The following is a 22,969-nucleotide window of genomic DNA, read 5'->3' on the forward strand; positions in this document are numbered from 1 at the left end:
CAATAGCTCATCCAAGGCTGAACCAGAGCGTCGCAATGCCAAGGAACGATCCGTAGCCGACGACATCCGTCACCGTGGTGACGAAGGCGCTCGATGAGACCGCCGGATCAATGTCGAAATGATCAAGGATTCTCGGGATCAAAATGCCACCGAGCGCGCCCGCGACAAGGTTGGTCAACATGGCGAGCGCGATGACGACGCCTATTCCGGCAAGGCCGAACCAATAGCCGGCGACGACGCCGGTCAGAACGCCAAAGGCGGCGCCGTTCAAGGCTCCGACCAGAATCTCGCGCCAAAGAACGCGCGTGGCGTTGGAATGCGACAGTTCCCTTGTCGCCAGGGCGCGCACCACCACCGTCATCGTCTGCGTCGCCGCATTGCCGCCCTGGCTCGCGACGATCGGCGCGAGCACGGCGAGCGCCACCATTTTTTGCAGCGAACCCTCGAACAGCCCGAGCACAGCGGACGCGACGAAGGCGGTGATCAGATTGACGAAGAGCCAGACGAAGCGGCTTTTGGTGGTCCACCAGACGGTATCGGAAAGCTCTTCCGATTCGGAGACGCCGCCGAGCGCCTTCAGATTGGCGTCGGCCTCCTCCTGTATGACGTCGACGACGTCATCGATGGTGATGACCCCGACAAGACGCTCGCCCTCGTCGACGACGGCGACCGAGATGAGATTGTAGCGCTCAAAGACACGGGCGACATCCTCCTGATCCTCGGTCACTTCCACCCGGCGGCGGTCCGATGACATGATGTCCTGGAGCAAGGCCGTGCTTCTGGCGCGCAGCAATGTGTCGAGGAACAGCGTTCCGAGTAGCCGGTGCGCCGGATCGACGATAAATATCTCGAAGAATGAGTCCGGCAGGTCGGCTTCATCGGCGTCGCGCATGACGTCGATCGCCTGCCCCGCCGTCCAATAGGGCGGCGCCGTCACAAAGGTCGTCTGCATCAGACGGCCGGCCGAATGCTCCGGATAGTCGAGCGAGCGTTGCAATTGCGCGCGATCAATCGGCGGCAGCGCGCCCAGAATTTCGGCCTGGTCCTCCGGCTCGAGATCTTCGAGCAGGGTCACGGCATCGTCGCTCTCGAGTTCGCGCACGCCCTCGGCGACGGCCCGGTTCGGCAATTCCTCAAGAATTTCGTCGCGAATATTGGCGTCGATTTCGGTCAGCGCGGCAAAGTCGAAGTGCGGCCCCATCAATTCGACCAGCCTCAATCGCTGATCGGAATCGAGCGCGACGAGAAGCGCGCCAAGATCGGACTCGTGCAGGGCGCCGGCGAGCTCGACGACGCCCTCAGCATCGCCGGCCGCGAGCGCCGCCTTCACTTTATCGAGAAATTCCGATTTGAAGCCGCCATCTTCATCGTAGATCGATGCGGAGCCGGCGGCGATGAGGTCCTGCTCTTCCATATCGGCCATGCCCGCGATCGATCCTCGTCAGCCTGTGCAATCTGGTTCATAGAGTGCTTTTATGATCTGGCAAATCGACAAGCAGCCGAAACCTCCGGGCGGCGCTTGAGTTTCATGTGGAGGCGCACAATGCCCGCGGGCAAGATGCTGCGAGCGGGCGCGCCGCGCGCGAGCTGTCTCGCGGTGGGTCTATGGATGGGCGCGGCGGCGGCCGCGGCTCCGCCCTCTGTCGGGGCCTGCGGGCCGGACAAGCTCGGCGTCAGCCGCACCTTGTCCCTGAACACGCAGGGCGGATTTGAAGCCGGCCTCAAAACCTATCCGAGGACGCTCGCGCTCGCCGACCATGAAATCGTCCTGACCTTCGACGACGGCCCGGCCAGCGGCTCGACCGCCAAGGTGCTGGACGCTCTCGCCGCCGAATGCGTCAAGGCGACGTTTTTTCTCATCGGCCGCAATGCGCAAAGCCTCCCGCGCCTGGTGCGGCGCGAAATCGCCGAAGGGCATAGCGTCGCCCATCATACGTTTTCGCATCCGGCCGCGACCCTGCGCCGCCTCAGCGAAGCCGCCGCCAAAGTGGATATCGACAGGGGCTTTGCGGCCGACGACAAGGCCGCCTATGGGGCGCCCGGCGCGGAGCCGCGCGTAAAATTCTTCAGATTTCCCGGCTTTGCCGATACGCCAGAGCTCGACGCCTGGCTCGCCTCGCGCAATATCGCAATCTTCGGCGCCGATGTCTGGGCCTCCGACTGGCTGCCGATGTCGCCGAAGGCCGAGCTTGCCCTTATCCTTTCCCGGCTCGAGCAGACGAAGGGCGGCATCCTTTTGATGCATGACATCAAGGCGCAAACCGCGGCGATGCTGCCGGATCTCTTGCGCGAATTGAAGCAGCGCGGCTTCCATATCGTGCATATCCAGCAGGGCGACGATCCGCCGCCGCTGCGCCCTGCCCCCTCCGGCTGGACGTCCGAAACGGAAAAGATCATCTCGCAGATTTTTTCGCAGGAATCCGCGCAAAAAAGCCGCGGCGCAGCGGGAAAAGGCGGCGCGGGAAAAGCCGCGATTCCGCAAATTCCCGAGGGCTCCGGCGCAGCGCGCCCTTAAAAAAAACGACGCCTGCTTTGGCGTCGTCATCGCGCTCAAGAGCGCGAAAAGATTGGTGCGGCCAAGAGGACTCGAACCTCCACCCCTTTCAGGACTAGCACCTCAAGCTAGCGCGTCTACCAGTTCCGCCATGGCCGCGGATAACCGTGCTTGTGAGCAAGAAGCTCCGCACGGGGCAGGCGCGTCGTCTAACAAATGCGTGGGCCGCTGGCAAGGCCGCGTTGGGGATTTCCGCCGATCGCGTGAGAAGGCGCAAAAAGTGCAGACTCCCGGCCCCGGATCGTGCAGAGCATAATCGCAATGCGCGCCGTTTTCCGGCCGATCCCGCGACGATATGGAAAGACAAGCAGGCCTGACGAATCATGACCTCACGCGACAGGCTGGAAACAGGTTCATGGAAGCGGACGGACGGCGCGCCCGTCGAATGGCGTGTGTCCGGCGGACTAACGCCCTACGCGGCTGCGCTCGCCTTCATGGAGGAGCGAGCCGTGGCAATCGCCGCCGACGAGGCGCGGGAACAAGTGTGGCTCCTCGAACATCCGCCGATCTATACGGCGGGAACGTCGGCGAAAGAGGCCGATCTCGTCGATGCGCGCTTTCCTGTGCACAAGACCGGCCGGGGGGGCCAATATACCTATCACGGACCCGGCCAGCGGGTCGCTTACGTGATGCTCGACCTCAGGCGGCGCCGGCCCGACATCCGCGCCTTTGTCGCGGCCCTCGAGAGCTGGATCATCGCGACGCTCGACGCCTTTAACGTCACAGGAGGCCGGCGCGAGGATCGGGTCGGCGTGTGGACGCCGCGGCCGGACAAGCCGCGTGGGCTGGGCGGCGAAATCGCCGAGGACAAAATCGCCGCGATCGGCATCCGCATCAAGCGCTGGGTGTCGTTCCACGGCGTTTCCCTGAACGTTGAGCCCGATCTGTCGCATTTTTCCGGCATCGTTCCGTGCGGCATCGCGACGGCGCATTATGGCGTGACGAGCCTCGTTGATCTTGGCCTTCCGATCGCCATGAGCGACGTCGACGCGATTCTGGCGCGCGAATTCGAAGCGATTTTCGGCCCGATCCTTCGAATTTAGTGCTTTGCGAATCAGCAAAGATAGCGATTGGCGCGGCGCGCTTCCTTGAGATCCCAGACCAGTCGCCCGATGCCCGAGGTGCGCGTCACAATGTACCGCGGCGTCAAACGGCCGCCGAATCCGGCGTAAAAGGCGACGCTTTCATTGCTGCTTATGCCGTCGAAATCAAAAACGAGACCAAGTTGCATTGCATCCTGGACCGCTTCCCAGAGCAGAGAGCTCACGGCTCCATCATGGGCGTCCAAGCTGCGCGTCGTCATGAAATAATAGGCCGACGTCTTGTCCCAGATGCACCAGATCGCGGCGGTCAGACGATCGTCCTTGTCTCTTGCCGCATAAATGCGCCCGCGCTGGCGCAGCAGGCACTGTTCGGCGCAGGCGAGGACAGCATCCTTTTTATAATGATTTGGCAGGCCCCGCTCGCTGACGTTCTTCTCGTAGAAGCGCCAGAAAAGTTCAGGATCGTTGATCGTTGACGCCTTCAAGATCTCCTGCGCCCTGCGAATCTGGCTGCGTTTCTTCTTGCGCATGCCGCTCCAGATGGCGTCAGCCGATTTTGGCGCAAGTTCCTGCGTGAACTGGACGGAGGTCGCAAATTTTTCCTGCTGAAAGGCGATGACGTCGGTCACGTCGCGCTGGCATTTATAATTATAGATGGCGGCGGGCGGCAGCTTGGCGATCAGTTCGCGCGTGATGGCGGTGCGATTATAGGCTTGGGCGTCCGCGTCTCCGCCGCCAGCGTCGATGGCGGGTCCGAGAACATGGGTCATACCAGGCGGGACGCTGAATTTCAGCCCGAATTTATTTTTCATGAAATAGGGCAGCCAGCCGACGCGTTTGCCGTTGGTTATAACCTCGACGCATTCATATCGACCGCCGGTGGCAATATCGAGCCACCATTTCTCATGATAAATGGTCGGCGCGAGCTCATCGATCATGACTTTTGGCGCTGGAAAAACATGTTCCATCGGGCATTCCTCCCGTCAATATAATTGAAATAGTTTTAGGAGGAAATTTACAGTGCACACTAACCCCCTTAGTATACAATCTATTCTTTCAATTTCTATTAAAAAAATACAGCCTTAGAAGATACATGCAAATCAATTGCTCGCATAAATCGGAGCTTAAGTAAGTCCCAATCCATTGCCTCAATGAAGCATTTCTCTGAAAGTCTTCCTCCAGGCGGGCCTATGAACGACGCCCAGGATTCAGAGGAATGTCCCAACGCATTGAATCTCCGTTTACCTTGTAGCACGCTTTTCCTTGAACGCCGGATCGACAGGGATCAAAGAGAAACGCTCCCGCGCAGAGTCCTATCAATATTTGTTTATTCAGAAGAGTTATCGCAAAATGGCCGATTGCAGTGCCGGCTGATCCACCCGCCGCATGAGAACCAGGCCCCACTCGCTCGCGGCCGCCCGTTTTTTTTGCCCTCTGACGCGACTCCAATCGAATTGTGAAATCTTTTGGTCCGATCGGCGACTGGTTGATACACCGCGCTCCAGAGTAGGTCTGCGTATTTCGACACATTCCGAGGGTCTGCGCAAGCACGCCAGAAGCCAAGCATTATGGGTCCTCAGTATGACGAGCTGACAACCCTCGGGCCGGACAATGAGCAATGCGCTCTATGGAAGTTCAACCAGAAGCCCGTCCCGCAGCGTGATGCGGCGATCCATGCGGTCCGCGAGCTCCATATTATGCGTCGCGATCAAGGTTGCGAGCCCAGTCGCCCTGACGATGGCGTCGAGGGCCTCAAAAACGTGATGGGCGGTTTTCGGATCGAGATTGCCCGTGGGCTCGTCCGCCAGCAGGAGCCCCGGCCCGTTCGCCACCGCCCTTGCGATCGCGACGCGCTGCTGTTCGCCGCCCGAAAGCTCCGCGGGCCGATGGTCAGCGCGCGCCGAAAGACCGAGATAATCCAGAAGCTGGGTGGCTCGCTCCCGCGCTTCCTTGCGCGAATGTCCGGCGATCATCTGCGGCAGCATGATATTTTCGAGCGCGGAGAACTCCGGCAACAGATGATGAAACTGGTAGACGAATCCGATCTCGCTGCGCCGCAGAGCGGTGCGGGATTCATCCGCCATAGCGACCGTTGGCACGCCTGAGATATAGACCTCGCCCGCGTCCGGACGCTCGAGCAGGCCCGCGATATGCAGCAAGGTCGATTTGCCAGCGCCGGAGGGCGCGATCAGGGCGGCCGACTGGCCCGCCCACAGTCCGAAATCGGCGCCGCGCAAAATGTCGAGCGGCGCGCCCGCCTGATCGTAGCGGCGTTCAACCTTCTCCAGATAGAGGGCCGGGGCGGACATCGCTATTCGTAACGCAGCGCTTCGACCGGATCGAGCTTTGCGGCGCGCCAGGACGGGTAAATCGTCGCAAGGACGGAAAGCGCCAATGTCATGCCAACGACAGTCAGCACGTCGACAGGATCGACCACCGACGGCAGGCGCGACAGAAAATATAGCTCGGCGGGAAACAGATTGGCGTGCAGCAGATGGTTCAGGAGCTGGCGGATCGTCTCGACATTGCCGGCGACGAGAAGGCCGAGCAAAAAGCCAGCGAATGTGCCGACGACGCCGATGGAGGCTCCGGTGATGAGAAAGATCCGCATGATGCCGCCGCGCGTCGCGCCCATCGTGCGCAGCACCGCTATGTCGTGGCTCTTGTCTTTGACCAGCATGATAAGGCCGGAGATGATGTTCAGCGCGGCGACTAGGACGATCAGCGTCAAGATCACGAACATGACGTTGCGCTCGACGTTCAGCGCGTCGAAGAATGTCCGGTTGCGCTCGCGCCAGTCGGTCATGATCATCGGACGCGTCACCGTCCCGTCGATCTTGCTGCGCACCGCGTCGAGATCTTCGGGCCTGTTCAGGAAGACTTCGATGACGCTCGCCTCATTGTCCTTGTTGAAGAAGCCCTGCGCCTCCGGCAACGGCATATAGACGAAAAGATTATCGAATTCCGCCATGCCGATCTGAAAAATCGCAGTCACGGGGTAGACCTTGCTGCGCGGAGCGACGCCAAAGGGCGTCTGCGGCCCATTGGCGATCAGCACCTTGATCTTGTCGCCGACGCGCAGTCCGAGATTTTCCGCGATCCTCTGCCCGATCGCAACGCCGCCAGCCTTGTCGAAGCCGTCGAGCGCGCCAAACTTGACATTGCCGGCGATGCCCGGGAGGCGCTTGATATCAGCCTCTCGAATGCCGCGAACGAGGGCGAAGGCCATGCTGGTGGTCGAGACCGCGGCGGGTCCTTCGACCATGGGAATGGCGAGCTGAACCCCCGGAATGGCGGCGACTTCGCGCGACACTTCATCATAATCGGTCAGCGGCGAATCGGCGGCCTGCAGAAAAATATGGCCATTGATGCCGACAATCTTGTCGAGCAGATCCTTGTGAAATCCGTTCATCACCGACATGACGACAATCAGGGTCGCGACGCCGAGCATGATTCCCGCGAAAGAAAAACCGGCGATGACGGACACAAAGCCGCTTGAGCGTCGTGCGCGCAGATAGCGCAGCGCGACCATCCATTCAAACGCCGCGAAAGGCCGCGCGCCGCCGGGTGAGGATCGCATCATGCGAGCGTCAGACGTGAGATCGCCTCGTCGACGCTCAGCGACTCGCGCGCCCCGGTCGCCCGCGTCTTCACCTCGACTTTTCCTTCGGCCAGGCCTTTGGGGCCGACGATGAGCTGATATGGCAGGCCGATGAGATCGAGCTTGGCGAATTTCGCGCCCGGCCTCTCGTCGCTGTCCTCATAGAGCACGTCGACGCCCGCCGTTTCGAGGGCCTCGTAAATTTTTGCGCAGGCAGCGTCGACGGCGGCGTCGCCGACTTTCAGATTGGCGAGCCCGACCTTGAACGGCGCGACGGACGCCGGCCAGATGATGCCGGCTTCGTCATGGTTGGCCTCGATCAGCGCCCCGACGAGACGCGAGACGCCGACCCCATAAGAGCCGCCCTGGAACGGACGCTCGACGCCGTCGGGCCCCGTGATCATGGCGTGCATCGGCTTTGAGTATTTGTCGCCGAAGAAAAACACCTGTCCGACCTCGATGCCGCGGGTGTGGATGCGCCTGCCTTCCGGCGTCTCGCGCTCGAAACGGGCCTCGTCATGGACGTCCTCGGTCGCGGCATAGAGGCTCGTCCACTGCTTGACGATGGGCGACAAATCGCCGTCGTAATCGACGGTCTCATCGGGAACGGGCAATTCCAAGACGCCAGCGTCACAAAATACGGCCGATTCGCCGGTTTCGGCGAGAATGATGAATTCATGACTCTGATCGCCGCCGATCGGCCCGGTTTCCGCGCGCATTGGAATGACGCGCAAGCCCATGCGCGCGAAGATGCGCAGATATGAGACGAACATACGGTGATAGGCGAGCCGCGCCGACGCCTCGTCGACATCGAAGGAGTAAGCGTCCTTCATCAAGAATTCGCGACCCCGCATGACGCCGAACCGCGGCCTTTGCTCGTCGCGGAACTTCCATTGGATATGATAGAGGATTTTCGGCAATTCGCGATAGGAGCGCACATAAGCGCGAAAAATCGCCGTGATCATGTCCTCATTGGTCGGCCCGTAGAGCAGCTCGCGCTCGTGCCGGTCCTTGATCCGCAGCATTTCCGGCCCATAGGCCTCATAGCGGCCGGTCTCCCGCCAAAGGTCCGCAAGCTGCAGCGTCGGCATCAACAGCTCGATCGCCCCGGCGCGATTCATTTCCTCGCGCACGATCTCAGTGACCTTCTGCAAAACGCGAAGGCCGAGCGGCAGCCAGGTATAGATGCCGGCGGCTTCCTGCCGGATCATGCCGGCGCGAAGCATCAAACGATGCGAGACGATTTCAGCTTCTTTAGGCGTTTCGCGCAGAATCGGCAGAAAATAACGGGAAAGGCGCATGGATCAGGGACACGTGTCTTGAGAGCGGGCAAAATGGAAAACGAGGTTTAGGACGCGCGCCGCCGAAAGGCAAAGGCGCAAACGCAAGCGCGGCGGCCAAATCGCCTCGACGCCCGTTCATCCGGCTCTCATCAACAAGGAAGACTTTATGTCGGTTTCCGCCTTTCGGCGGCATGCCCTACCGTCAGTCCGACTTTCGCCTGAGATTTCGTATCACTTTAATGGGAAGATCGGCATTCACTTTTTGCAAACGGCGCTTACGCTCGAGGGGCTTATCGCCGTGAACAGAGGCCGCCCATGCGCGCGTTGATCGTCGTCGCCCATCCGCTAGAGGAAAGTTTCACCCACGCCGCCGCCGCGCGCGTGAAAGCGACGCTGGAGCGGCGCGGATTGGCGGTCGATCTGATCGACCTCTACGCGGATAATTTTGACCCACGGCTCACCGCCGCCGAACGCCGGGCCTATTTCACGGCGCCGCATGATTACAGCGCCGTCGCCGGTTACGCCGACCGGCTGCGGCTGGCGCAAAAGCTCGTGCTGGTCTTTCCACAATGGTGGTTCGATGCGCCGGCGATCCTGAAGGGCTTTTTCGATCGGGTTCTGGCCCCGGGCCTCGCCTTCACGCATGCGCCGGGCGGCGGGCTCACCCCGCTGCTGACGCAGATCGACGCCCTTTGGGTGGTGAGTTCGACCGGCGCGCCCTGGTGGGCCGCCCGCCTCGTCATGGGCGATCCGGTCCGCCGTCAGATCGCGCGCGGCGTCAAACCCTGGATCTGCCCGAAAGCGACGTTCCGCATGCTGACCTTGCATAATATGGATCGATTTACGCCAGCAAAGGGAAGCGTCTTTCTCGACCGTCTCGAACAGGCCTTTCAGCGCTTTTGAGCGGCCTCGCGAAATGGACGCGCCAGCAGTCAGCCGGACGCCCTCTCGGCGCCCCGCCGTCCCCGCTTTCATCAATTGGCGTTTCGAACCGAATCAGCCTTGCAAAGCGCGCTCGATCGCAGCGGACACTTCATCGATCGGCGCCATGCCGTCAACCGCCTGCAAAGCGCCCGTCGCTGCGTAAAACGCCGAGACCGGGGCGGTCTGGGCATGATACGACTCGAGCCGCTTCTTGAACGCCTCCGGATTGTCGTCGGCGCGAACGGCCTCTCCTTTGGTGATGGATTCCTGCGCCCGATTCTCGATTCTGGCGAGCAGAGCCTTGTCGTCGACCTTGAGCTCGATCACCGCATCAAGATCCATGTTCTTGCCATGGAGGATTTTCGCGAGCGCCTCGGCCTGCTTCACCGTGCGCGGAAAACCATCGAGGATAAAGCCCGCCTTGGCGTCGGGCTCGTCGATGCGATCGGCGATGATGCCAACCACGATTTCATCCGAAACGAGTTCCCCCGCATCCATCACCGCCTTCGCCTTGAGGCCGATCGGCGTCCCGGCCTTGACTGCTGCGCGCAGCATATCGCCGGTCGACAATTGAGGAATTTTGTATTTTTCCTGCAGACGCGACGATTGCGTCCCCTTCCCGGCCCCTGGCGGGCCAAGAAATACAAGCCTCATCTGCGTCTCCCCTTCAATTTTGCTTTTTTGACAAGGCCTTCATATTGATGCGCCTGCAGATGGCCAAGGACCTGAGCCACAGTGTCCATCGTCACGCTCACCACGATGAGAAGCGAAGTGCCGCCAAAATAGAACGGAAGCGCCGCGTAGGAAATAAGCATTTCTGGTAATAGACAGATGACCGCGAGATAGGCCGCGCCAATCACCGTAATCCGCATCAGGATCGTGTCGATATATTGAGCCGTGCGCTCGCCCGGACGGATTCCGGGGATGAAGCCGCCATGTTTCTTCAGATTATCGGCGGTTTCCACCGGATTGAACACGATGGCCGTATAGAAGAATGCAAAAAATACAATCAACGCCACATAGGCGACCATATAGAGCGGCCGGCCATGGCCGAGATAGCTCGAGATGATCGCGACGACGCCGGACTGGTTTTGCGAGAAATTCGCGATCGTCGTCGGCAGCAACAGCAGTGAAGAGGCAAAAATCGGCGGAATGACGCCCGAGGTGTTGAGCTTCAACGGCAGAAACGAAGTCTGTCCCTCATAGACCTTATTGCCCTGCTGGCGCTTTGGATAGGTGATCAGCAACCGGCGTTGCGCCCGCTCCATGAAGACGATGAAGGCGACGACGCCGATCGACATCGCGAGGACGCCGATGATCACGCCCGTCGAAATGGCGCCCTGCCGGCCAAGTTCAAGCGTGTTGACGATGGCGGAAGGGAAAGCCGCGACGATGCCGGCGAAGATAATGAGCGACGAACCATTGCCGATGCCGCGCGAGGTGATCTGCTCGCCGAGCCACATCAGGAACATCGTGCCGCCCATCAGCGTCAGCACGGTCGAGATGCGGAAGAAGAAACCGGGATCCGTGACGACGCCCGGTTGGCTCTCGAGCCCTACGGAAATGCCATAGGCCTGGAATGCGGCCAGCACCACGGTCAGATAGCGCGTATATTGGTTGATGACCTTGCGCCCGGATTCGCCCTCCTTCTTCAAGGCTTCCAGCGTCGGAAATACCGAAGTCAGAAGCTGAATGATGATCGAGGCCGAAATATAGGGCATGATGTTCAGCGCGAAGATCGCCATGCGCTGCACGGCGCCGCCCGCGAACATATTGAAAAGTTCGAGAACGCCCTGCTTGTTGCCGGTGAAATTTGCTTCGAACGCGGCGGGGTCGATCCCCGGCAGGGGAATATAGGTGCCAAACCGATAGATGATCAGCGCGCCGAGAGTGAACCAGATGCGCTTCTTGAGTTCCTCGGCCTTGCCGAACGCGCTCCAATTGACGTTTGCCGCAAGCTGTTCTGCCGCCGATACCATTCAGTGCTCCTCAGGCGCCGCAAGCGCCGGAATGCTCATATTGAGGCCAGGCGCCCGGGCCGGGAATTCACGGATGCGCACATGGGAGGCGTCCAGCGGCTCCGCGTCAATGTAGGATCGCCGCCGGGGATGCGCCACCGTCACCTCGCTCGCGACCCCTCATCAGGACGCCGACGCTTTCCTTATAGGTCAGCCGCGAAAGGAGCAAAAGCCCTTCCGCGAAGCTTTGCGAACAGGTCGCCAGAGCCCTGTCACGGCCTCCTGCGTTCTGCGAGAAGCTCGCGGCGAACGCCCGAAGGCGCTGCGACGGCTCAGCCAGCGTCGGCGGGAGCCTCGGCCGTGGCCTTCAACAGGCGAATGGAGCCGCCGGCGCCTTCAATCGCGGCGACCGCGCTTTTCGACGCGGCGGCGACCTCAAACGACAGCTTGGCCTCAAGCTTGCCGACGCCGAGGATTTTCACGCCGTCGCGGGGCTTCGAGATCAGGCCGCACTGAATCAGGGCTTCGTTAGTGATCGCAGTCGCCGGGTCGAGCTTGCCCGCTTCGACCGCTTCCTGAATCCGGCCAATGTTGATCTCGTTGTAATCCGTTCCGAAGGGATTCCAGAAGCCGCGCTTGGGCAACCGCCGGTGCAAAGGCATCTGACCGCCCTCGAAACCCTTGATCGCCACGCCTGTGCGGGCCTTCTGCCCCTTGACGCCGCGCCCGCAGGTCTTGCCCTTGCCGGAGCCGATGCCGCGTCCGACGCGCATACGGGATTTCGACGAACCGGGATTGTCGGAAATGTCATTCAGTTTCATGTCAGTGTCCTTAGCCGGCCGCGGCCTCAAGCGCCTTCGACGATGCGCAGGAGATGAGCGACTTTCGCGATCATGCCGCGCACCGCCGGGGTGTCCTCGAGCGAAGAGCGGCGGCCGATTTTGTTGAGCCCGAGGCCCTTCAGCGTCGCGCGCTGCTCCGCGGGCCGTCCAATGGGGCTTTTGGTCTGCTCCAGGGTAACCCTGGCGGCGGACCCGGATTGGGCGTTGCTGGTCATCATCGGCTCCTTCACCCTTCGCTGACGGCTTCGGCTTCGCCGCCTTGGCGGCGGGCCTGAAGGGTGGACACTTTGAGATTGCGGCGCGCCGCGACAGCGCGCGGGGAATCCTCATGGGTCAGCGCGTCGAAGGTCGCGCGCACCATGTTGTAGGGGTTCGAGGACCCCTGCGACTTGGCGACGACGTCATGCATTCCGAGCGTCTCAAAAATGGCGCGCATCGGACCGCCGGCGATGATGCCCGTGCCAGCGGGAGCCGCGCGCAGCACCACGCGCCCTGCCCCATGACGCCCGTTGACGTCATGATGCAGCGTCCGGCCTTCACGCAGAGGCACGCGGATCAGAGAGCGTTTCGCCGATTCGGTCGCCTTCCGGATCGCCTCCGGCACCTCGCGCGCTTTGCCGTGACCGTAGCCGACGCGACCCTTCTGGTCGCCGACGACGACGAGCGCCGCGAAGCCGAACCTGCGGCCGCCCTTCACCACCTTGGCGACGCGATTGATATGGACCAGGCGGTCCATGAATTCGCTGTCGCGCTCCTCGCGGTCGCGGCCACGGCCGCCTTCACCTTCACGCGCCATGTCTTTGTTCCATCTTCACGTCAATTTCCTATCCGTCACTGTCGCGCGGCCGCCAATTGCGTCCCGCTCGCTCCGGTCCTGGCATTCATCGCCTCGCCGCATGACCTCATCCGAAAAGTCAGCACTTTTCGGGATCACCCGTCAGAAGCTAAGACCACCTTCGCGCGCGCCTTCGGCCAACGCCTTGACGCGCCCGTGATACATGTAAGAGCCGCGATCGAACACGACTTCCTTGACCCCGGCCGCGGCCGCGCGCTCGGCGATCAGCTTGCCGATCGCTTTCGCCGCCTCGACGTCGGCGCCGGTCTTCAGGCTTTCGCGATTGGCCTTCTCGAGAGACGAGGCGGCCGCCAGCGTGCGGCCGGCGGCGTCGTCGATGATCTGGCAATAGATCTGTTTCGACGAGCGGAAGACCGAAAGCCTTGGCTTGCCGTAAGCGCGCGCGCGCAGCGAGCGTCTGACGCGCGCCTGGCGACGGGCTGTGGCCACATTGTCTTTTGCCATGACTGGCTCCTGATCCTTAGCTCGAAATTACTTCTTCTTGCCTTCCTTGCGGAAGATGAATTCGCCGGCGTATTTGACGCCCTTGCCCTTATAGGGCTCCGGCGGACGCAAAGCGCGTATTTCGGCGGCGACCTGTCCGACCTGACGCTTGTCAATGCCGGTGATCGACACTTCCGTCGGCTTCGGCGCGACGATGGCGATGCCTTCCGGTATCGGAAAGCTCACATCATGGCTGAAGCCGAGCGAGAGCTGCAGGTTTTTGCCTGAAACCGCCGCTTTATAGCCGACGCCGGTGATCTCGAGCTTGCGCTCGAAGCCTTTCGAGACGCCAGTGACGAGATTATTCACCATGGAGCGGGTCATGCCCCATAAGGCTCGCGCCCGCTTGGTTTCGTTGCGCGGCGCAACCTCGATGCCGCCGTCGCCCAAAACAACGCTGACGTCGTCAGGCGCGGCGAAGGACAACGCGCCTTTGCCGCCCTTCACCGAAATCAACTGCCCTTCGATCTTGGCCGTGACGCCGGAGGGAATGACGACCGGCTTCTTTCCGATACGAGACATAACTTAAATTCCTCGGTCTTTCGGTCAGAAGACCTTGCAAAGGACTTCGCCGCCAACATTGGCTTCGCGAGCGGCATGATCAGCCATCACGCCTTTCGGCGTGGAGATGATCGTGATGCCAAGGCCGTTCGCCACGCGGGGCATGGCGTCGACGGCGGCGTAAACGCGCCGCCCGGGCTTCGACACGCGCTGGATCTCCCGGATCACCGGAAGGCCATCGAAATATTTGAGTTCAATCTCGAACTCTGTGCGGCCGTTGCCATATTCGGTCGTCGAATAGCCCCGGATATAACCTTCAGACTGCAGCACGTCGAGCACATGCGCGCGAAGGCGCGAGCCTGGCGTCTGCACTTTGCCTTTGCGACGCATCTGCGCGTTGCGGATACGGGTGAGCATATCGCCCAACGGATCGTTGACAGCCATGATCCGTCCCTCCTACCAGCTCGACTTGACGAGACCGGGAATGAGGCCCTGCGACCCCAGTTCCCGCAACGCGATGCGCGACATCTTCATCTTGCGTGTGAAGGCGCGCGGGCGACCGCTGACTTCACAGCGGTTGCGGATGCGCACGGCGGATGAATTGCGCGGCAGCTCGGACAGTTTGAGGCGCGCGGCAAAGCGCTCCTCGCCGTTCAGGCTTTCATCATTGGCGATCGCCTTGAGGCGGGTCCGCCGGTCGGCATACTGCTTCACCAATTTGATCCGGTGCTTGTTCTTCTCGATCGAGCTTTTCTTAGCCATAAACCTCTACCCCTGGTCGCCGCGTCTGAAACGAGTGTGTTTCACTGCCGGAACGGGAAGTTGAATGCGCGCAACAGGGCGCGCGCCTCGTCGTCGGTTTTCGCCGTCGTGCAGACGATGATGTCCATGCCGACGATGCTTTCCACCTGATCATAATTGATCTCGGGGAAAATAATGTGTTCCTTGATGCCCATGGCGTAGTTGCCGCGGCCATCGAAGCTTTTCGGGTTCAGGCCGCGGAAGTCGCGAATGCGCGGCAGCGCAATCGTCACCAGACGGTCGAGAAACTCGTACATGCGCGTCTTGCGCAAAGTGACCTTCGCGCCGATCGGCATGTTTTCGCGCACCTTGAAGGTCGCGATCGCCTTGCGGGCGTGCGTGATGACGGGCTTCTGTCCGGCGATCAGACCGAGATCCGCCGCCGCCAGCGTCACCTTCTTGGTGTCGTTGACTGCTTCGCCGACGCCCATGTTCAGGACGATCTTTTCGATTGTCGGCACTTCGAGCGGGTTCTTGTAGCCGAACTGCTCGGTGAGCTGCTGGCGCACGACCTCGTCGTAATGCTTCTTGAGACGCGGCGCGTAATCCTTCGGCGAGGCAAGATCCGCCGCCGAAGCGGTCGCATAAGCTGCGCGCTCACGCCCACCGCCCTCGCCGCCGCCCTTGGCAACGGTCTTGGGGGCAACGCTCTTTGCGCCCTTGGCGTCTTTGCCGCCTTTGGGAGCGGCGCCCTTGCCGCCCTTCCCTGCTTTGGAATCAGCCATCGATCACGTCTCCCGACCGTTTCGCCACGCGAACCTTGCGGCCGTCATCTTGAATCTTGAAGCCAACCCGCGTCGCTTTGCCATCCTTGGGGTCGGCGATCGCGAGGTTCGACAAATGAATGGTCGCCTCTTTCGAGACGATGCCGGCTTCCTGGCTCGCAGTCTGCCGCTGATGGCGCTTTACCAGGTTCACGCCGCGAACGATGGCGCGATCCTCTTTCGGAATGACCTTAAGCACCTCTCCCGAGCGGCCCTTGTCGCGACCGACCAGGACGACGACCTTGTCGCCCTTCTTGATCTTGGCGGCCATTACAGCACCTCCGGGGCGAGCGAAATGATCTTCATCTGGTTGCGCGCGCGCAATTCGCGCGGCACCGGCCCAAAGATGCGGGTGCCGATCGGCTCCGACTGATTGTTGATCAGCACCGCAGCGTTGGAATCGAAGCGGATCACCGAACCGTCGGCGCGCTTGATGTCCTTCGCCGTGCGCACAACGACCGCCTTCATGACATCGCCCTTCTTGACGCGGCCGCGCGGAATAGCCTCCTTGATCGACACGACAATGATGTCGCCGACGCCGGCATATTTCCGCTTCGAGCCGCCGAGCACCTTGATGCACATCACGCGGCGCGCGCCGGAATTGTCCGCGACGTCGAGATTCGTCTGCATCTGGATCATCGTTTCATACCTTTCTTGTCAGAACGGTTTCCGGAGCGTCAACCACGCCGCGGACTACGTCTGAAGGAGGCCCGCCTCCTTAGCGTCTAAAGAGCAATCTCAAAAGCCTCAGGCGTTTTCCGTCGGCACGACGATCCATCGTTTCAGCTTAGAGATCGGCTTGGTCTCCTCGATGGACACCGTGTCGCCGACCTTGAAGGCCTTTGTCTCGTCATGCGCGTGGTAGTTCTTCGACCGCCGCACCGTCTTCTTCAAGAGCGGGTGCGTAAATCGACGCTCCACCTTCACGACAATGGTTTTTTCCTGCTTGTCGCTCACGACGACGCCCTGGAGAATTCGCTTCGGCATAGTCTTTCAAACCTGTTCTTTTCCGACCGGGCGGAGCCCGCGGCGCAAGCCTATTTCAGCAAGCCTATTTTACGGCCCCGCTCCGCAACTGCGCAGCGATCGTCTTGAGGCGGGCGATGTCGCGGCGAACGACCCGCACGCGCGCGGTGTTTTCGAGCTGCCCGGTGGCGCGCTGGAAGCGGAGATTGAACTGCTCTTTCTTGAGGTTCAAAATCTCCTGCTCAAGCTGATCGCCGGACATGACCTTGAGATCGGACAAACGCTGTGTCGCTTTCATGACCGCTCCCCTTATTCCTGAATGCGCTGGATGAAGCGCGTCTTGATCGGCAGCTTCGCGGAGGCGAGCCGCAGCGCCTCTCGCGCGAGATCGACAGGAACGCCGTCGAGTTCGAACATGATGCGGCCCGGCGCGACGCGAACCGCCCAAAGCTCAGGCGCGCCCTTGCCCTTACCCATGCGCACTTCAGTCGGCTTCTTCGAGACCGGCACATCCGGGAAGATGCGGATCCAAACACGGCCGGCGCGCTTCATGTGACGCGTCATGGCTCGGCGAGCCGCCTCGATCTGACGCGCGGTGATCCGCTCGGGCTCGAGCGCCTTCAGGCCGAACTGCCCGAAGTTCAGTTCGAAACCACCCTTCGAGGCGCCGTGAATACGGCCCTTGAAGGCTTTCCGGAATTTGGTGCGCTTGGGTTGCAGCATGATTCAAAAACTCTCAGATGTTCAGTCGCGCTCAGGCGGCGTCGCGATCGCGCCGGCGCCGCTCGCCGCCGCCGCCGTGGTCCTGCTCGGCCAATCGCTTGTCCTGAGCCATTGGATCATGTTCCAGGATTTCACCCTTGAAGATCCAGACCTTGATGCCGCATGTGCCATAGGCCGTATGAGCCGTCGCCGTGCCGTAATCGACGTCCGCGCGCAGCGTATGCAGCGGCACCCGGCCCTCGCGATACCATTCAAGCCGCGCGATTTCAGCGCCGCCGAGGCGACCCGAGCAATTGATGCGGATGCCTTCCGCGCCGAGGCGCATCGCCGATTGCACTGCGCGCTTCATGGCGCGCCGGAAGGCGACGCGACGCTCGAGCTGCTGCGCAATCGAATCCGCGACGAGGGTCGCGTCGATCTCGGGCTTACGCACCTCGACGATGTTGATGAGGACTTCGCTGTCCGTCATCTTCGCGACGAGCTTGCGGATCTTGTCGATGTCCGCGCCCTTCTTGCCGATGACGACGCCGGGGCGAGCGGAATGAATCGTCACGCGGCACTTCTTGTGCGGACGCTCGATGATGATCTTCGAGACGGCGGCCTGCTTCAGCGTCTTCATCAGAGCCTCGCGGATCGCCATGTCCTCATGCAGGAGCTTGCCATATTCGCCCTTGCCTGCGAACCAGCGCGAATCCCAGGTCCGGTTGATGCCGAGCCGAAGGCCGATCGGGTTGACTTTCTGTCCCATCTTCTCTCCTCAGGCCTCAGCCGCAGCGGCGACTTCGCGCAGCACGATGGTCAGATGCGAGAACGGCTTCTCGATCCGGCCCGACCGGCCGCGCGCACGCGCGCTGAACCGCTTCATCACCAAAGCCTTGCCGACATGGGCCTCGGCGACGACGAGATCGTCGACATCGAGGCTATGATTGTTTTCCGCATTCGCGATCGCGCTCTCCAACGTCTTCTTGACGTCGAAGGCGATGCGCTTGCGCGAAAATTGCAGATCGGCCAGCGCCCGGTCGACCTTCTTGCCGCGAATGAGCTGGGCAAGCAAATTCAGCTTCTGCGGGCTGACGCGCAACATGCGCGCCACCGCCTTGGCCTCATTGTCTTTCAGCGCCCGCTGCGTTTTCTCCTTGGACATATCAGCCTCTCCTGGCTTTCTTGTCCGCCGCATGGCCGTGGAAGGTCCGCGTCGGAGAGAATTCGCCGAACTTATGGCCGATCATTTCCTCGGTCACAATGACGGGGACATGCTTGTGGCCATTGTAAACGCCGAACGTCAGCCCGACGAACTGCGGCAGAATGGTGGAGCGCCGGCTCCAGATCTTGATGATTTCGGAGCGTCCCGAAGCGCGAGAGGCGTCTGCCTTCTTCAGCAGATAACCGTCGACGAACGGGCCTTTCCAGATCGACCGAGCCATGATCAGCCCTTCTTCTTGCTCTTGTGACGCGAGGTCACGATGAATTTCGTTGTGGACTTGTTCGAGCGCGTCTTCTTGCCCTTGGTCGGCTTGCCCCATGGGGTCACCGGATGACGACCGCCCGAAGTGCGTCCCTCGCCGCCGCCATGCGGGTGATCGACTGGGTTCATGGTCACGCCGCGATTGTGTGGCCGCCGGCCGAGCCAGCGGCTGCGTCCCGCTTTGCCAACCGAGGCGTTCATATGATCGGGGTTCGACACCGCGCCGACAGTGGCGAAGCACTGGCCGTGGATCAGCCTCTGCTCGCCCGAATTCAGCCGGATGATGACATAGCCCTGGTCGCGGCCGACAACCTGCGCGAAGGTGCCCGCCGAACGAACCATCGCGCCGCCCTTGCCGATTTTCATCTCGACATTATGCACGATCGTTCCAACCGGCATGTTGGCGAGCGCCATCGCATTGCCCGGCTTCACGTCCGTCTGCGCCGAGGCGATCACCTCATCGCCGACCGCAAGCCGCTGCGGCGCAATGATGTAGGACTGCTCACCGTCCGCATAGCGCACCAGCGCGATGAACGACGTGCGGTTCGGATCATATTCGATCCGCTCAACCTTCGCCGGCACGTCGAGCTTGCGGCGTTTGAAATCGATGATCCGATAGCTCTGCTTATGACCGCCGCCGCGAAAGCGAACGGTGATCCGCCCATTGTTATTGCGTCCGCCCGACGACGACTTGCCCTCGGTCAGCTGCTTCAGCGGCTTACCTTTATAAAGGTCGCTGCGATCGACGATCACGAGCTGGCGAAGGCTCGGCGTGACCGGTTTGAACGTCTTCAGTGCCATCGGCGCAAATCCCTAAAATCCTAAAGTTCAAAGACCAGTCGTGACGTCGATCTTGTGACCGTCAGCGAGGGTCACAACCGCCTTCTTCACGTCTGACTGAACGCCCCGCGTTCCTTTGAACGTTTTCTTCTTGCCCTTGCGGATCAGCGTATTGACGCCGGTCACCTTGACGTCAAACAGCCTTTCGACCGCCGCCTTGATCTCAGGCTTTGTCGCCGTCCGGCGAACCTTGAAGATCACCTGGTTCGCTTCCGAGGCGAGCGTCGCTTTTTCGGTGATCACCGGCGCGAGGATGACGTCGTAATGATGCGCATCGAGCGCGAGTTTCGAGCTGCTCATTTGAAACGCGCCTCCAAGGCGTCGATCGCCGCTTTGGTCAAAACGAGTTTGTCCCGGCGCAGAATGTCGTAGACGTTGATGCCCTGCACGGGCAGCACGTCAATTTGAGGAATGTTGCGCGCGGCGAGTGCGAAATTCACCTCAGGCTCCGCGCCGTCGATGATCAGGGCGTTGGTCAGGCCAAGCTTGGCGAAGCTGGCCTTGAGGCCCTTCGTCTTCACATCGGGAACCGCGGCTTCCGACCAGACGATGATCCCGCCATCCTGCGCCTTTGCCGACAGCGCATGCTTCAACGCCAGCGCCCGCACCTTCTTGGGCAGGTCGTGCGCATGGGAGCGCACCACAGGACCGAAGGCGCGACCGCCGCCGCGGAACTGCGGCACGCGCGCCGAGCCGTGTCGCGCCGAGCCAGTGCCCTTCTGCTTATAGAGCTTCTTGCCGGTGCGCGCGATTTCCGCCCGCCCCTTGGTCTTGTGCGTTCCAGCCCGCCGCTTGGCGAGCTGATAGCGGACCATACGCGCGATCAGATCATGGCGCGGTTCGAGTCCGAAGATCGCATCGTCAAGGTCGATCGACCCGGCCGCCTCGCCGTTCAAAGAGGTAATGTCGATCTTCACGATTCCGCTCCCGTCCCCGTCTCGGCGACATCGCCCTCGACGGCGCCTTCGGCCAGGCGATATTTGCCAGGCTTCGGCGCGTCTTTCGGAAGCGCCTTCTTCACAGCGTCGCGCACATAGATCCAGCCGCCGGCGGTGCCAGGCACCGCGCCTTCGACCAGGATCAATCCGCGCTCGATATCGAGCTGGACAACCCGAAGATTAAGCGTCGTTACCCGCTCGGTCCCCAAATGTCCGGCCATCTTCTTGTTCTTGAAGGTCTTGCCGGGATCCTGACGGCCACCAGTCGAACCATGCGAGCGGTGCGACAGCGACACGCCATGCGTTGCGCGCAAGCCGCCGAAGTTCCACCGCTTCATCGGGCCGGCAAAGCCCTTGCCGATGCTCGTGCCCGTCACATCGACAAACTGACCAACGACGAAATGATCCGCCGTGATCTCCGCGCCGACCGGAAGCAGCGCATCTTCCTCAACGCGGAATTCGGCGAGCTTAAGCTTCGGCTCGACCTTCGCGACGGCGAAGCGGCTACGCTCCGCCTTCGACACGTTCTTCACCTTGGCTCGGCCAATGCCGAGCTGAAGCGCCGTGTAGCCGTTCTGCTCTTTGGTCCGGTGCGCGACGACCTGGCAGCCGTCGAGCTTCAAAACCGTGACCGGCACATGCTCGCCGACGTCGCTGAAAACGCGAGTCATGCCGAGCTTCTGTGCGATGACACCTGACCGCATGGTTCAATCCTTCAAGTCCCAAGCATGACGCAGCCATTTGGCCGCCAAGCGAGGGGATTCGTCTCTTGCAACAGCCCGCTTGCGCTAAAGCTTGATTTCCACGTCGACACCGGCGGCGAGATCGAGCTTCATCAAAGCGTCCACCGTTTGCGGCGTCGGATCAACGATATCGAGCACGCGCTTGTGCGTCCGGATCTCGAACTGCTCGCGCGACTTCTTGTCGACATGCGGCGAACGGTTCACAGTGAACTTCTCAATCTTCGTCGGCAGCGGAATGGGTCCACGAACCTGCGCGCCCGTCCGCTTCGCCGTCGAGACGATCTCTTTCGTCGAAGAATCCAGGATTCGATGATCGAATGCCTTGAGGCGAATGCGGATATTCTGGCCGTTCATCAATTCAATCCCTGTCGGCCCGCGTCGGAAATATCCGGTTCGCCGGCTTTAACCCTGTCCCATGCCGCCCCCGCATGGCTGACGGCGCAAAGCCGCCAGCCCGGGGACTTATCGTCTTGTCCGCAATCGTTACTCGGTGATCGAGGCGACGACGCCGGCGCCGACGGTGCGGCCGCCTTCGCGAATAGCGAAACGCAGCTTCTCTTCCATCGCGATCGGCACGATCAGCTCGACGTCCATGGTGACGTTATCGCCCGGCATGACCATTTCCGTGCCCTCGGGCAGCGTGACGACGCCGGTGACGTCGGTCGTGCGGAAATAGAACTGCGGACGGTAGTTCGTGAAGAACGGCGTATGACGGCCGCCTTCGTCCTTGGTGAGGATGTAGGCCTCAGCCTTGAACTTGGTGTGCGGCTTCACAGAGCCCGGCTTGCAGAGCACCTGGCCGCGCTCGACGTCCTCGCGCTTGGTGCCGCGCAGCAGCGCGCCGATGTTGTCGCCGGCCTGGCCTTGATCCAGCAGCTTGCGGAACATTTCAACGCCGGTCACGACGGTCTTGACGGTCGGCTTCAGCCCGACGATCTCGATTTCTTCGCCAACCTTGATGATGCCGCGCTCGACGCGGCCGGTCACCACTGTGCCGCGGCCAGAGATCGAGAAGACGTCTTCGACCGGCATAAGGAACGGCTGGTCGATCGGACGCTCCGGCTGCGGAATATAGGCGTCGACGGTCTCCATCAGCTTGAGCACGGCGTCATGTCCGATTTCAGGCTGCTTGCCTTCGAGCGCGCAAAGAGCCGACCCCTTGGTGATCGGAATGTCGTCGCCGGGGAAATCATATTTCGACAGCAGTTCACGAACTTCGAGCTCGACGAGCTCAAGAAGCTCGGCGTCATCGACCATGTCGACCTTGTTCATGAACACGACGAGCGCCGGAACGCCGACCTGACGCGCAAGCAGGATGTGTTCGCGCGTCTGCGGCATCGGACCGTCAGCGGCGGAGACGACGAGAATCGCCCCATCCATCTGCGCCGCGCCCGTGATCATGTTCTTCACATAGTCGGCGTGGCCGGGGCAATCGACATGCGCATAGTGGCGGTTCTTGGTCTCGTATTCGACGTGCGCCGTCGAGATCGTGATGCCGCGCGCCTTCTCTTCCGGCGCCTTGTCGATCTGATCATAGGCCGTGAAGACCGCTCCGCCAGACTCGGCCAAGACTTTGGTGATCGCAGCCGTCAGCGACGTCTTGCCATGATCGACATGGCCGATCGTGCCAATGTTGCAATGCGGCTTGTTCCGCTGGAATTTTTCCTTGCCCATCGTATGGCTC

33 protein-coding genes and 1 tRNA gene are annotated in these 22,969 nt (G+C 61.3%); 3 read left to right on the forward strand and 31 right to left on the reverse strand.

All coding sequences use genetic code 11. The features are described from left to right. Positions 1–7: 7 nt before the first annotated feature. The gene (gene mgtE, locus SIN04_RS08505) at positions 8–1,423 is read right to left on the reverse strand and encodes a magnesium transporter (protein ID WP_134488322.1); all 1,416 of its coding nucleotides are present in this window, start codon (positions 1,421–1,423) and stop codon (positions 8–10) included. A 120-nt stretch (positions 1,424–1,543) separates the two neighbouring features. Here mgtE and SIN04_RS08510 point away from each other — a divergent pair, with 120 nt between their 5' ends. Continuing rightward, positions 1,544–2,515 (forward strand): polysaccharide deacetylase family protein, encoded by a 972-nt coding sequence (locus SIN04_RS08510; RefSeq protein WP_244605732.1) that lies wholly within the window; start codon positions 1,544–1,546, stop codon positions 2,513–2,515. 53 nt (positions 2,516–2,568) lie between these two features. Here SIN04_RS08510 and SIN04_RS08515 read toward each other — a convergent pair. Next, a tRNA-Leu gene (locus SIN04_RS08515) sits at positions 2,569–2,653 on the reverse strand. Between the two features lie 224 nt (positions 2,654–2,877). Between SIN04_RS08515 and lipB the strand changes: the two genes are divergently transcribed. Continuing rightward, positions 2,878–3,597 carry a lipoyl(octanoyl) transferase LipB gene (lipB, locus tag SIN04_RS08520; protein WP_134488324.1) on the forward strand — a complete coding sequence of 240 codons (720 nt, stop codon included), beginning with the start codon at positions 2,878–2,880 and terminating at the stop codon, positions 3,595–3,597. 11 nt (positions 3,598–3,608) lie between these two features. On the opposite strand, the gene SIN04_RS08525 is transcribed toward lipB, so the two are convergent. The 4 genes from SIN04_RS08525 to proS all read right to left on the reverse strand — a co-directional run bounded on the left by SIN04_RS08525 (position 3,609) and on the right by proS (position 8,499). Then, positions 3,609–4,565 carry a GNAT family N-acetyltransferase gene (locus SIN04_RS08525; protein WP_134488326.1) on the reverse strand — a complete coding sequence of 319 codons (957 nt, stop codon included), beginning with the start codon at positions 4,563–4,565 and terminating at the stop codon, positions 3,609–3,611. A gap of 657 nt (positions 4,566–5,222) precedes the next feature. After that, positions 5,223–5,906: an ABC transporter ATP-binding protein gene (locus SIN04_RS08530; RefSeq protein ID WP_134488328.1), complete on the reverse strand. Its 684-nt coding sequence runs from the start codon at positions 5,904–5,906 to the stop codon at positions 5,223–5,225. Positions 5,907–5,908: 2 nt separating this feature from the next. Continuing rightward, positions 5,909–7,180, reverse strand: coding sequence for a lipoprotein-releasing ABC transporter permease subunit (locus tag SIN04_RS08535; protein WP_134488330.1), 1,272 nt, complete (start codon positions 7,178–7,180; stop codon positions 5,909–5,911). Further along, positions 7,177–8,499: a proline--tRNA ligase gene (gene proS, locus SIN04_RS08540; protein ID WP_134488332.1), complete on the reverse strand. Its 1,323-nt coding sequence runs from the start codon at positions 8,497–8,499 to the stop codon at positions 7,177–7,179. Before proS ends, SIN04_RS08535 begins: the two co-directional genes overlap by 4 nt. A 297-nt stretch (positions 8,500–8,796) precedes the next feature. On the opposite strand from proS, the gene SIN04_RS08545 reads away from it, so the two are divergent. Beyond that, the gene (locus SIN04_RS08545; protein ID WP_134488334.1) at positions 8,797–9,384 is read left to right on the forward strand and encodes an NAD(P)H-dependent oxidoreductase; all 588 of its coding nucleotides are present in this window, start codon (positions 8,797–8,799) and stop codon (positions 9,382–9,384) included. A gap of 93 nt (positions 9,385–9,477) precedes the next feature. Here the strand turns inward: SIN04_RS08545 and SIN04_RS08550 are convergent, their stop codons facing one another. The 25 genes from SIN04_RS08550 to tuf form a co-directional block, all read right to left on the reverse strand. Beyond that, complete coding sequence (locus SIN04_RS08550; protein WP_134488335.1) at positions 9,478–10,059, reverse strand: adenylate kinase; 582 nt, start codon at positions 10,057–10,059, stop codon at positions 9,478–9,480. Then, entirely contained in the window at positions 10,056–11,384 is a 1,329-nt protein-coding gene (gene secY, locus SIN04_RS08555) for a preprotein translocase subunit SecY (RefSeq protein WP_341264371.1), read from the reverse strand. Before secY ends, SIN04_RS08550 begins: the two co-directional genes overlap by 4 nt. Next, positions 11,385–11,522 carry a hypothetical protein gene (locus tag SIN04_RS08560; RefSeq protein WP_166795880.1) on the reverse strand — a complete coding sequence of 46 codons (138 nt, stop codon included), beginning with the start codon at positions 11,520–11,522 and terminating at the stop codon, positions 11,385–11,387. A 173-nt stretch (positions 11,523–11,695) separates the two neighbouring features. Beyond that, positions 11,696–12,184, reverse strand: a complete 489-nt coding sequence (gene rplO, locus SIN04_RS08565; protein WP_134488337.1) for a 50S ribosomal protein L15 — start codon at positions 12,182–12,184, stop codon at positions 11,696–11,698. Positions 12,185–12,210: 26 nt separating this feature from the next. Next, the gene (gene rpmD / locus SIN04_RS08570; RefSeq protein ID WP_134488340.1) at positions 12,211–12,420 is read right to left on the reverse strand and encodes a 50S ribosomal protein L30; all 210 of its coding nucleotides are present in this window, start codon (positions 12,418–12,420) and stop codon (positions 12,211–12,213) included. 11 nt (positions 12,421–12,431) lie between these two features. After that, positions 12,432–13,001, reverse strand: coding sequence for a 30S ribosomal protein S5 (gene rpsE, locus SIN04_RS08575; protein WP_134488342.1), 570 nt, complete (start codon positions 12,999–13,001; stop codon positions 12,432–12,434). A gap of 141 nt (positions 13,002–13,142) precedes the next feature. Then, complete coding sequence (rplR, locus tag SIN04_RS08580; protein WP_134488344.1) at positions 13,143–13,505, reverse strand: 50S ribosomal protein L18; 363 nt, start codon at positions 13,503–13,505, stop codon at positions 13,143–13,145. 27 nt (positions 13,506–13,532) lie between these two features. Then, entirely contained in the window at positions 13,533–14,066 is a 534-nt protein-coding gene (gene rplF / locus SIN04_RS08585; protein ID WP_134488346.1) for a 50S ribosomal protein L6, read from the reverse strand. A gap of 24 nt (positions 14,067–14,090) precedes the next feature. Then, entirely contained in the window at positions 14,091–14,489 is a 399-nt protein-coding gene (gene rpsH / locus SIN04_RS08590) for a 30S ribosomal protein S8 (RefSeq protein ID WP_134488348.1), read from the reverse strand. A gap of 12 nt (positions 14,490–14,501) precedes the next feature. Further along, positions 14,502–14,807, reverse strand: a complete 306-nt coding sequence (gene rpsN / locus SIN04_RS08595) for a 30S ribosomal protein S14 (RefSeq protein WP_134488350.1) — start codon at positions 14,805–14,807, stop codon at positions 14,502–14,504. A gap of 41 nt (positions 14,808–14,848) precedes the next feature. Next, positions 14,849–15,571: a 50S ribosomal protein L5 gene (gene rplE / locus SIN04_RS08600; protein WP_134488352.1), complete on the reverse strand. Its 723-nt coding sequence runs from the start codon at positions 15,569–15,571 to the stop codon at positions 14,849–14,851. Beyond that, complete coding sequence (rplX, locus tag SIN04_RS08605; RefSeq protein ID WP_134488354.1) at positions 15,564–15,881, reverse strand: 50S ribosomal protein L24; 318 nt, start codon at positions 15,879–15,881, stop codon at positions 15,564–15,566. Before rplX ends, rplE begins: the two co-directional genes overlap by 8 nt. After that, positions 15,881–16,249 (reverse strand): 50S ribosomal protein L14, encoded by a 369-nt coding sequence (gene rplN, locus SIN04_RS08610; protein ID WP_026606357.1) that lies wholly within the window; start codon positions 16,247–16,249, stop codon positions 15,881–15,883. The genes rplX and rplN overlap by 1 nt, the downstream gene beginning before the upstream one ends. 108 nt (positions 16,250–16,357) lie before the next feature. Next, positions 16,358–16,597 carry a 30S ribosomal protein S17 gene (gene rpsQ / locus SIN04_RS08615; protein WP_134488356.1) on the reverse strand — a complete coding sequence of 80 codons (240 nt, stop codon included), beginning with the start codon at positions 16,595–16,597 and terminating at the stop codon, positions 16,358–16,360. Positions 16,598–16,661: 64 nt separating this feature from the next. After that, positions 16,662–16,874 carry a 50S ribosomal protein L29 gene (rpmC, locus tag SIN04_RS08620; protein ID WP_134488358.1) on the reverse strand — a complete coding sequence of 71 codons (213 nt, stop codon included), beginning with the start codon at positions 16,872–16,874 and terminating at the stop codon, positions 16,662–16,664. A gap of 11 nt (positions 16,875–16,885) precedes the next feature. Beyond that, positions 16,886–17,299 carry a 50S ribosomal protein L16 gene (gene rplP / locus SIN04_RS08625; protein WP_134488360.1) on the reverse strand — a complete coding sequence of 138 codons (414 nt, stop codon included), beginning with the start codon at positions 17,297–17,299 and terminating at the stop codon, positions 16,886–16,888. Between the two features lie 31 nt (positions 17,300–17,330). Next, the gene (rpsC, locus tag SIN04_RS08630; protein WP_134488362.1) at positions 17,331–18,047 is read right to left on the reverse strand and encodes a 30S ribosomal protein S3; all 717 of its coding nucleotides are present in this window, start codon (positions 18,045–18,047) and stop codon (positions 17,331–17,333) included. A gap of 9 nt (positions 18,048–18,056) precedes the next feature. After that, positions 18,057–18,443, reverse strand: coding sequence for a 50S ribosomal protein L22 (gene rplV / locus SIN04_RS08635; protein WP_134488364.1), 387 nt, complete (start codon positions 18,441–18,443; stop codon positions 18,057–18,059). 1 nt (position 18,444) lies between these two features. Continuing rightward, positions 18,445–18,723 (reverse strand): 30S ribosomal protein S19, encoded by a 279-nt coding sequence (gene rpsS, locus SIN04_RS08640; protein ID WP_134488366.1) that lies wholly within the window; start codon positions 18,721–18,723, stop codon positions 18,445–18,447. Positions 18,724–18,725: 2 nt separating this feature from the next. Next, a complete protein-coding gene (rplB, locus tag SIN04_RS08645) occupies positions 18,726–19,565 on the reverse strand; it encodes a 50S ribosomal protein L2 (protein ID WP_134488368.1) in 840 nt (279 codons plus the stop codon). A gap of 27 nt (positions 19,566–19,592) precedes the next feature. Then, positions 19,593–19,904: a 50S ribosomal protein L23 gene (locus SIN04_RS08650; RefSeq protein ID WP_134488370.1), complete on the reverse strand. Its 312-nt coding sequence runs from the start codon at positions 19,902–19,904 to the stop codon at positions 19,593–19,595. After that, positions 19,901–20,521 carry a 50S ribosomal protein L4 gene (gene rplD / locus SIN04_RS08655; protein ID WP_134488372.1) on the reverse strand — a complete coding sequence of 207 codons (621 nt, stop codon included), beginning with the start codon at positions 20,519–20,521 and terminating at the stop codon, positions 19,901–19,903. Before rplD ends, SIN04_RS08650 begins: the two co-directional genes overlap by 4 nt. After that, positions 20,518–21,246, reverse strand: coding sequence for a 50S ribosomal protein L3 (gene rplC / locus SIN04_RS08660; RefSeq protein ID WP_134488373.1), 729 nt, complete (start codon positions 21,244–21,246; stop codon positions 20,518–20,520). Before rplC ends, rplD begins: the two co-directional genes overlap by 4 nt. An 84-nt stretch (positions 21,247–21,330) precedes the next feature. Further along, complete coding sequence (gene rpsJ / locus SIN04_RS08665; RefSeq protein WP_026606368.1) at positions 21,331–21,639, reverse strand: 30S ribosomal protein S10; 309 nt, start codon at positions 21,637–21,639, stop codon at positions 21,331–21,333. A 129-nt stretch (positions 21,640–21,768) separates the two neighbouring features. Continuing rightward, positions 21,769–22,959 carry an elongation factor Tu gene (gene tuf, locus SIN04_RS08670; RefSeq protein WP_134488375.1) on the reverse strand — a complete coding sequence of 397 codons (1,191 nt, stop codon included), beginning with the start codon at positions 22,957–22,959 and terminating at the stop codon, positions 21,769–21,771. Between the last annotated feature and the right edge of the window lie 10 nt (positions 22,960–22,969).

It is taken from the genome of Methylocella tundrae (assembly GCF_038024855.1).
Lineage (GTDB): Bacteria > Pseudomonadota > Alphaproteobacteria > Rhizobiales > Beijerinckiaceae > Methylocapsa > Methylocapsa tundrae.

Coding starts and splice junctions, on each gene's coding strand:
- rpsE (WP_134488342.1), bottom strand. CDS start 13,001: ATGGCGCGTGAAGGTGAAGGCGGCCGTGGCCGCGACCGCGAGGAGCGC.
- rpsS (WP_134488366.1), bottom strand. CDS start 18,723: ATGGCTCGGTCGATCTGGAAAGGCCCGTTCGTCGACGGTTATCTGCTG.
- rplV (WP_134488364.1), bottom strand. CDS start 18,443: ATGTCCAAGGAGAAAACGCAGCGGGCGCTGAAAGACAATGAGGCCAAG.
- lipB (WP_134488324.1), top strand. CDS start 2,878: ATGACCTCACGCGACAGGCTGGAAACAGGTTCATGGAAGCGGACGGAC.
- SIN04_RS08530 (WP_134488328.1), bottom strand. CDS start 5,906: ATGTCCGCCCCGGCCCTCTATCTGGAGAAGGTTGAACGCCGCTACGAT.
- SIN04_RS08650 (WP_134488370.1), bottom strand. CDS start 19,904: ATGAGCAGCTCGAAACTCGCGCTCGATGCGCATCATTACGACGTCATC.
- rplP (WP_134488360.1), bottom strand. CDS start 17,299: ATGCTGCAACCCAAGCGCACCAAATTCCGGAAAGCCTTCAAGGGCCGT.
- rplB (WP_134488368.1), bottom strand. CDS start 19,565: ATGGCACTGAAGACGTTCAAACCGGTCACGCCGAGCCTTCGCCAGCTC.
- rpsN (WP_134488350.1), bottom strand. CDS start 14,807: ATGGCTAAGAAAAGCTCGATCGAGAAGAACAAGCACCGGATCAAATTG.
- SIN04_RS08525 (WP_134488326.1), bottom strand. CDS start 4,565: ATGGAACATGTTTTTCCAGCGCCAAAAGTCATGATCGATGAGCTCGCG.
- rplN (WP_026606357.1), bottom strand. CDS start 16,249: ATGATCCAGATGCAGACGAATCTCGACGTCGCGGACAATTCCGGCGCG.
- mgtE (WP_134488322.1), bottom strand. CDS start 1,423: ATGGCCGATATGGAAGAGCAGGACCTCATCGCCGCCGGCTCCGCATCG.
- tuf (WP_134488375.1), bottom strand. CDS start 22,959: ATGGGCAAGGAAAAATTCCAGCGGAACAAGCCGCATTGCAACATTGGC.
- rplF (WP_134488346.1), bottom strand. CDS start 14,066: ATGTCTCGTATCGGAAAGAAGCCGGTCGTCATTCCCTCCGGCGTCACG.
- SIN04_RS08550 (WP_134488335.1), bottom strand. CDS start 10,059: ATGAGGCTTGTATTTCTTGGCCCGCCAGGGGCCGGGAAGGGGACGCAA.
- SIN04_RS08545 (WP_134488334.1), top strand. CDS start 8,797: ATGCGCGCGTTGATCGTCGTCGCCCATCCGCTAGAGGAAAGTTTCACC.
- rplC (WP_134488373.1), bottom strand. CDS start 21,246: ATGCGGTCAGGTGTCATCGCACAGAAGCTCGGCATGACTCGCGTTTTC.
- rplE (WP_134488352.1), bottom strand. CDS start 15,571: ATGGCTGATTCCAAAGCAGGGAAGGGCGGCAAGGGCGCCGCTCCCAAA.
- rpsJ (WP_026606368.1), bottom strand. CDS start 21,639: ATGAACGGCCAGAATATCCGCATTCGCCTCAAGGCATTCGATCATCGA.
- secY (WP_341264371.1), bottom strand. CDS start 11,384: ATGGTATCGGCGGCAGAACAGCTTGCGGCAAACGTCAATTGGAGCGCG.
- SIN04_RS08535 (WP_134488330.1), bottom strand. CDS start 7,180: ATGATGCGATCCTCACCCGGCGGCGCGCGGCCTTTCGCGGCGTTTGAA.
- rplX (WP_134488354.1), bottom strand. CDS start 15,881: ATGGCCGCCAAGATCAAGAAGGGCGACAAGGTCGTCGTCCTGGTCGGT.
- proS (WP_134488332.1), bottom strand. CDS start 8,499: ATGCGCCTTTCCCGTTATTTTCTGCCGATTCTGCGCGAAACGCCTAAA.
- rpsC (WP_134488362.1), bottom strand. CDS start 18,047: ATGGGACAGAAAGTCAACCCGATCGGCCTTCGGCTCGGCATCAACCGG.
- rpsH (WP_134488348.1), bottom strand. CDS start 14,489: ATGGCTGTCAACGATCCGTTGGGCGATATGCTCACCCGTATCCGCAAC.
- rpmC (WP_134488358.1), bottom strand. CDS start 16,874: ATGAAAGCGACACAGCGTTTGTCCGATCTCAAGGTCATGTCCGGCGAT.
- rpmD (WP_134488340.1), bottom strand. CDS start 12,420: ATGACCAGCAACGCCCAATCCGGGTCCGCCGCCAGGGTTACCCTGGAG.
- rpsQ (WP_134488356.1), bottom strand. CDS start 16,597: ATGCCGAAGCGAATTCTCCAGGGCGTCGTCGTGAGCGACAAGCAGGAA.
- SIN04_RS08510 (WP_244605732.1), top strand. CDS start 1,544: ATGCCCGCGGGCAAGATGCTGCGAGCGGGCGCGCCGCGCGCGAGCTGT.
- rplR (WP_134488344.1), bottom strand. CDS start 13,505: ATGGCAAAAGACAATGTGGCCACAGCCCGTCGCCAGGCGCGCGTCAGA.
- rplO (WP_134488337.1), bottom strand. CDS start 12,184: ATGAAACTGAATGACATTTCCGACAATCCCGGTTCGTCGAAATCCCGT.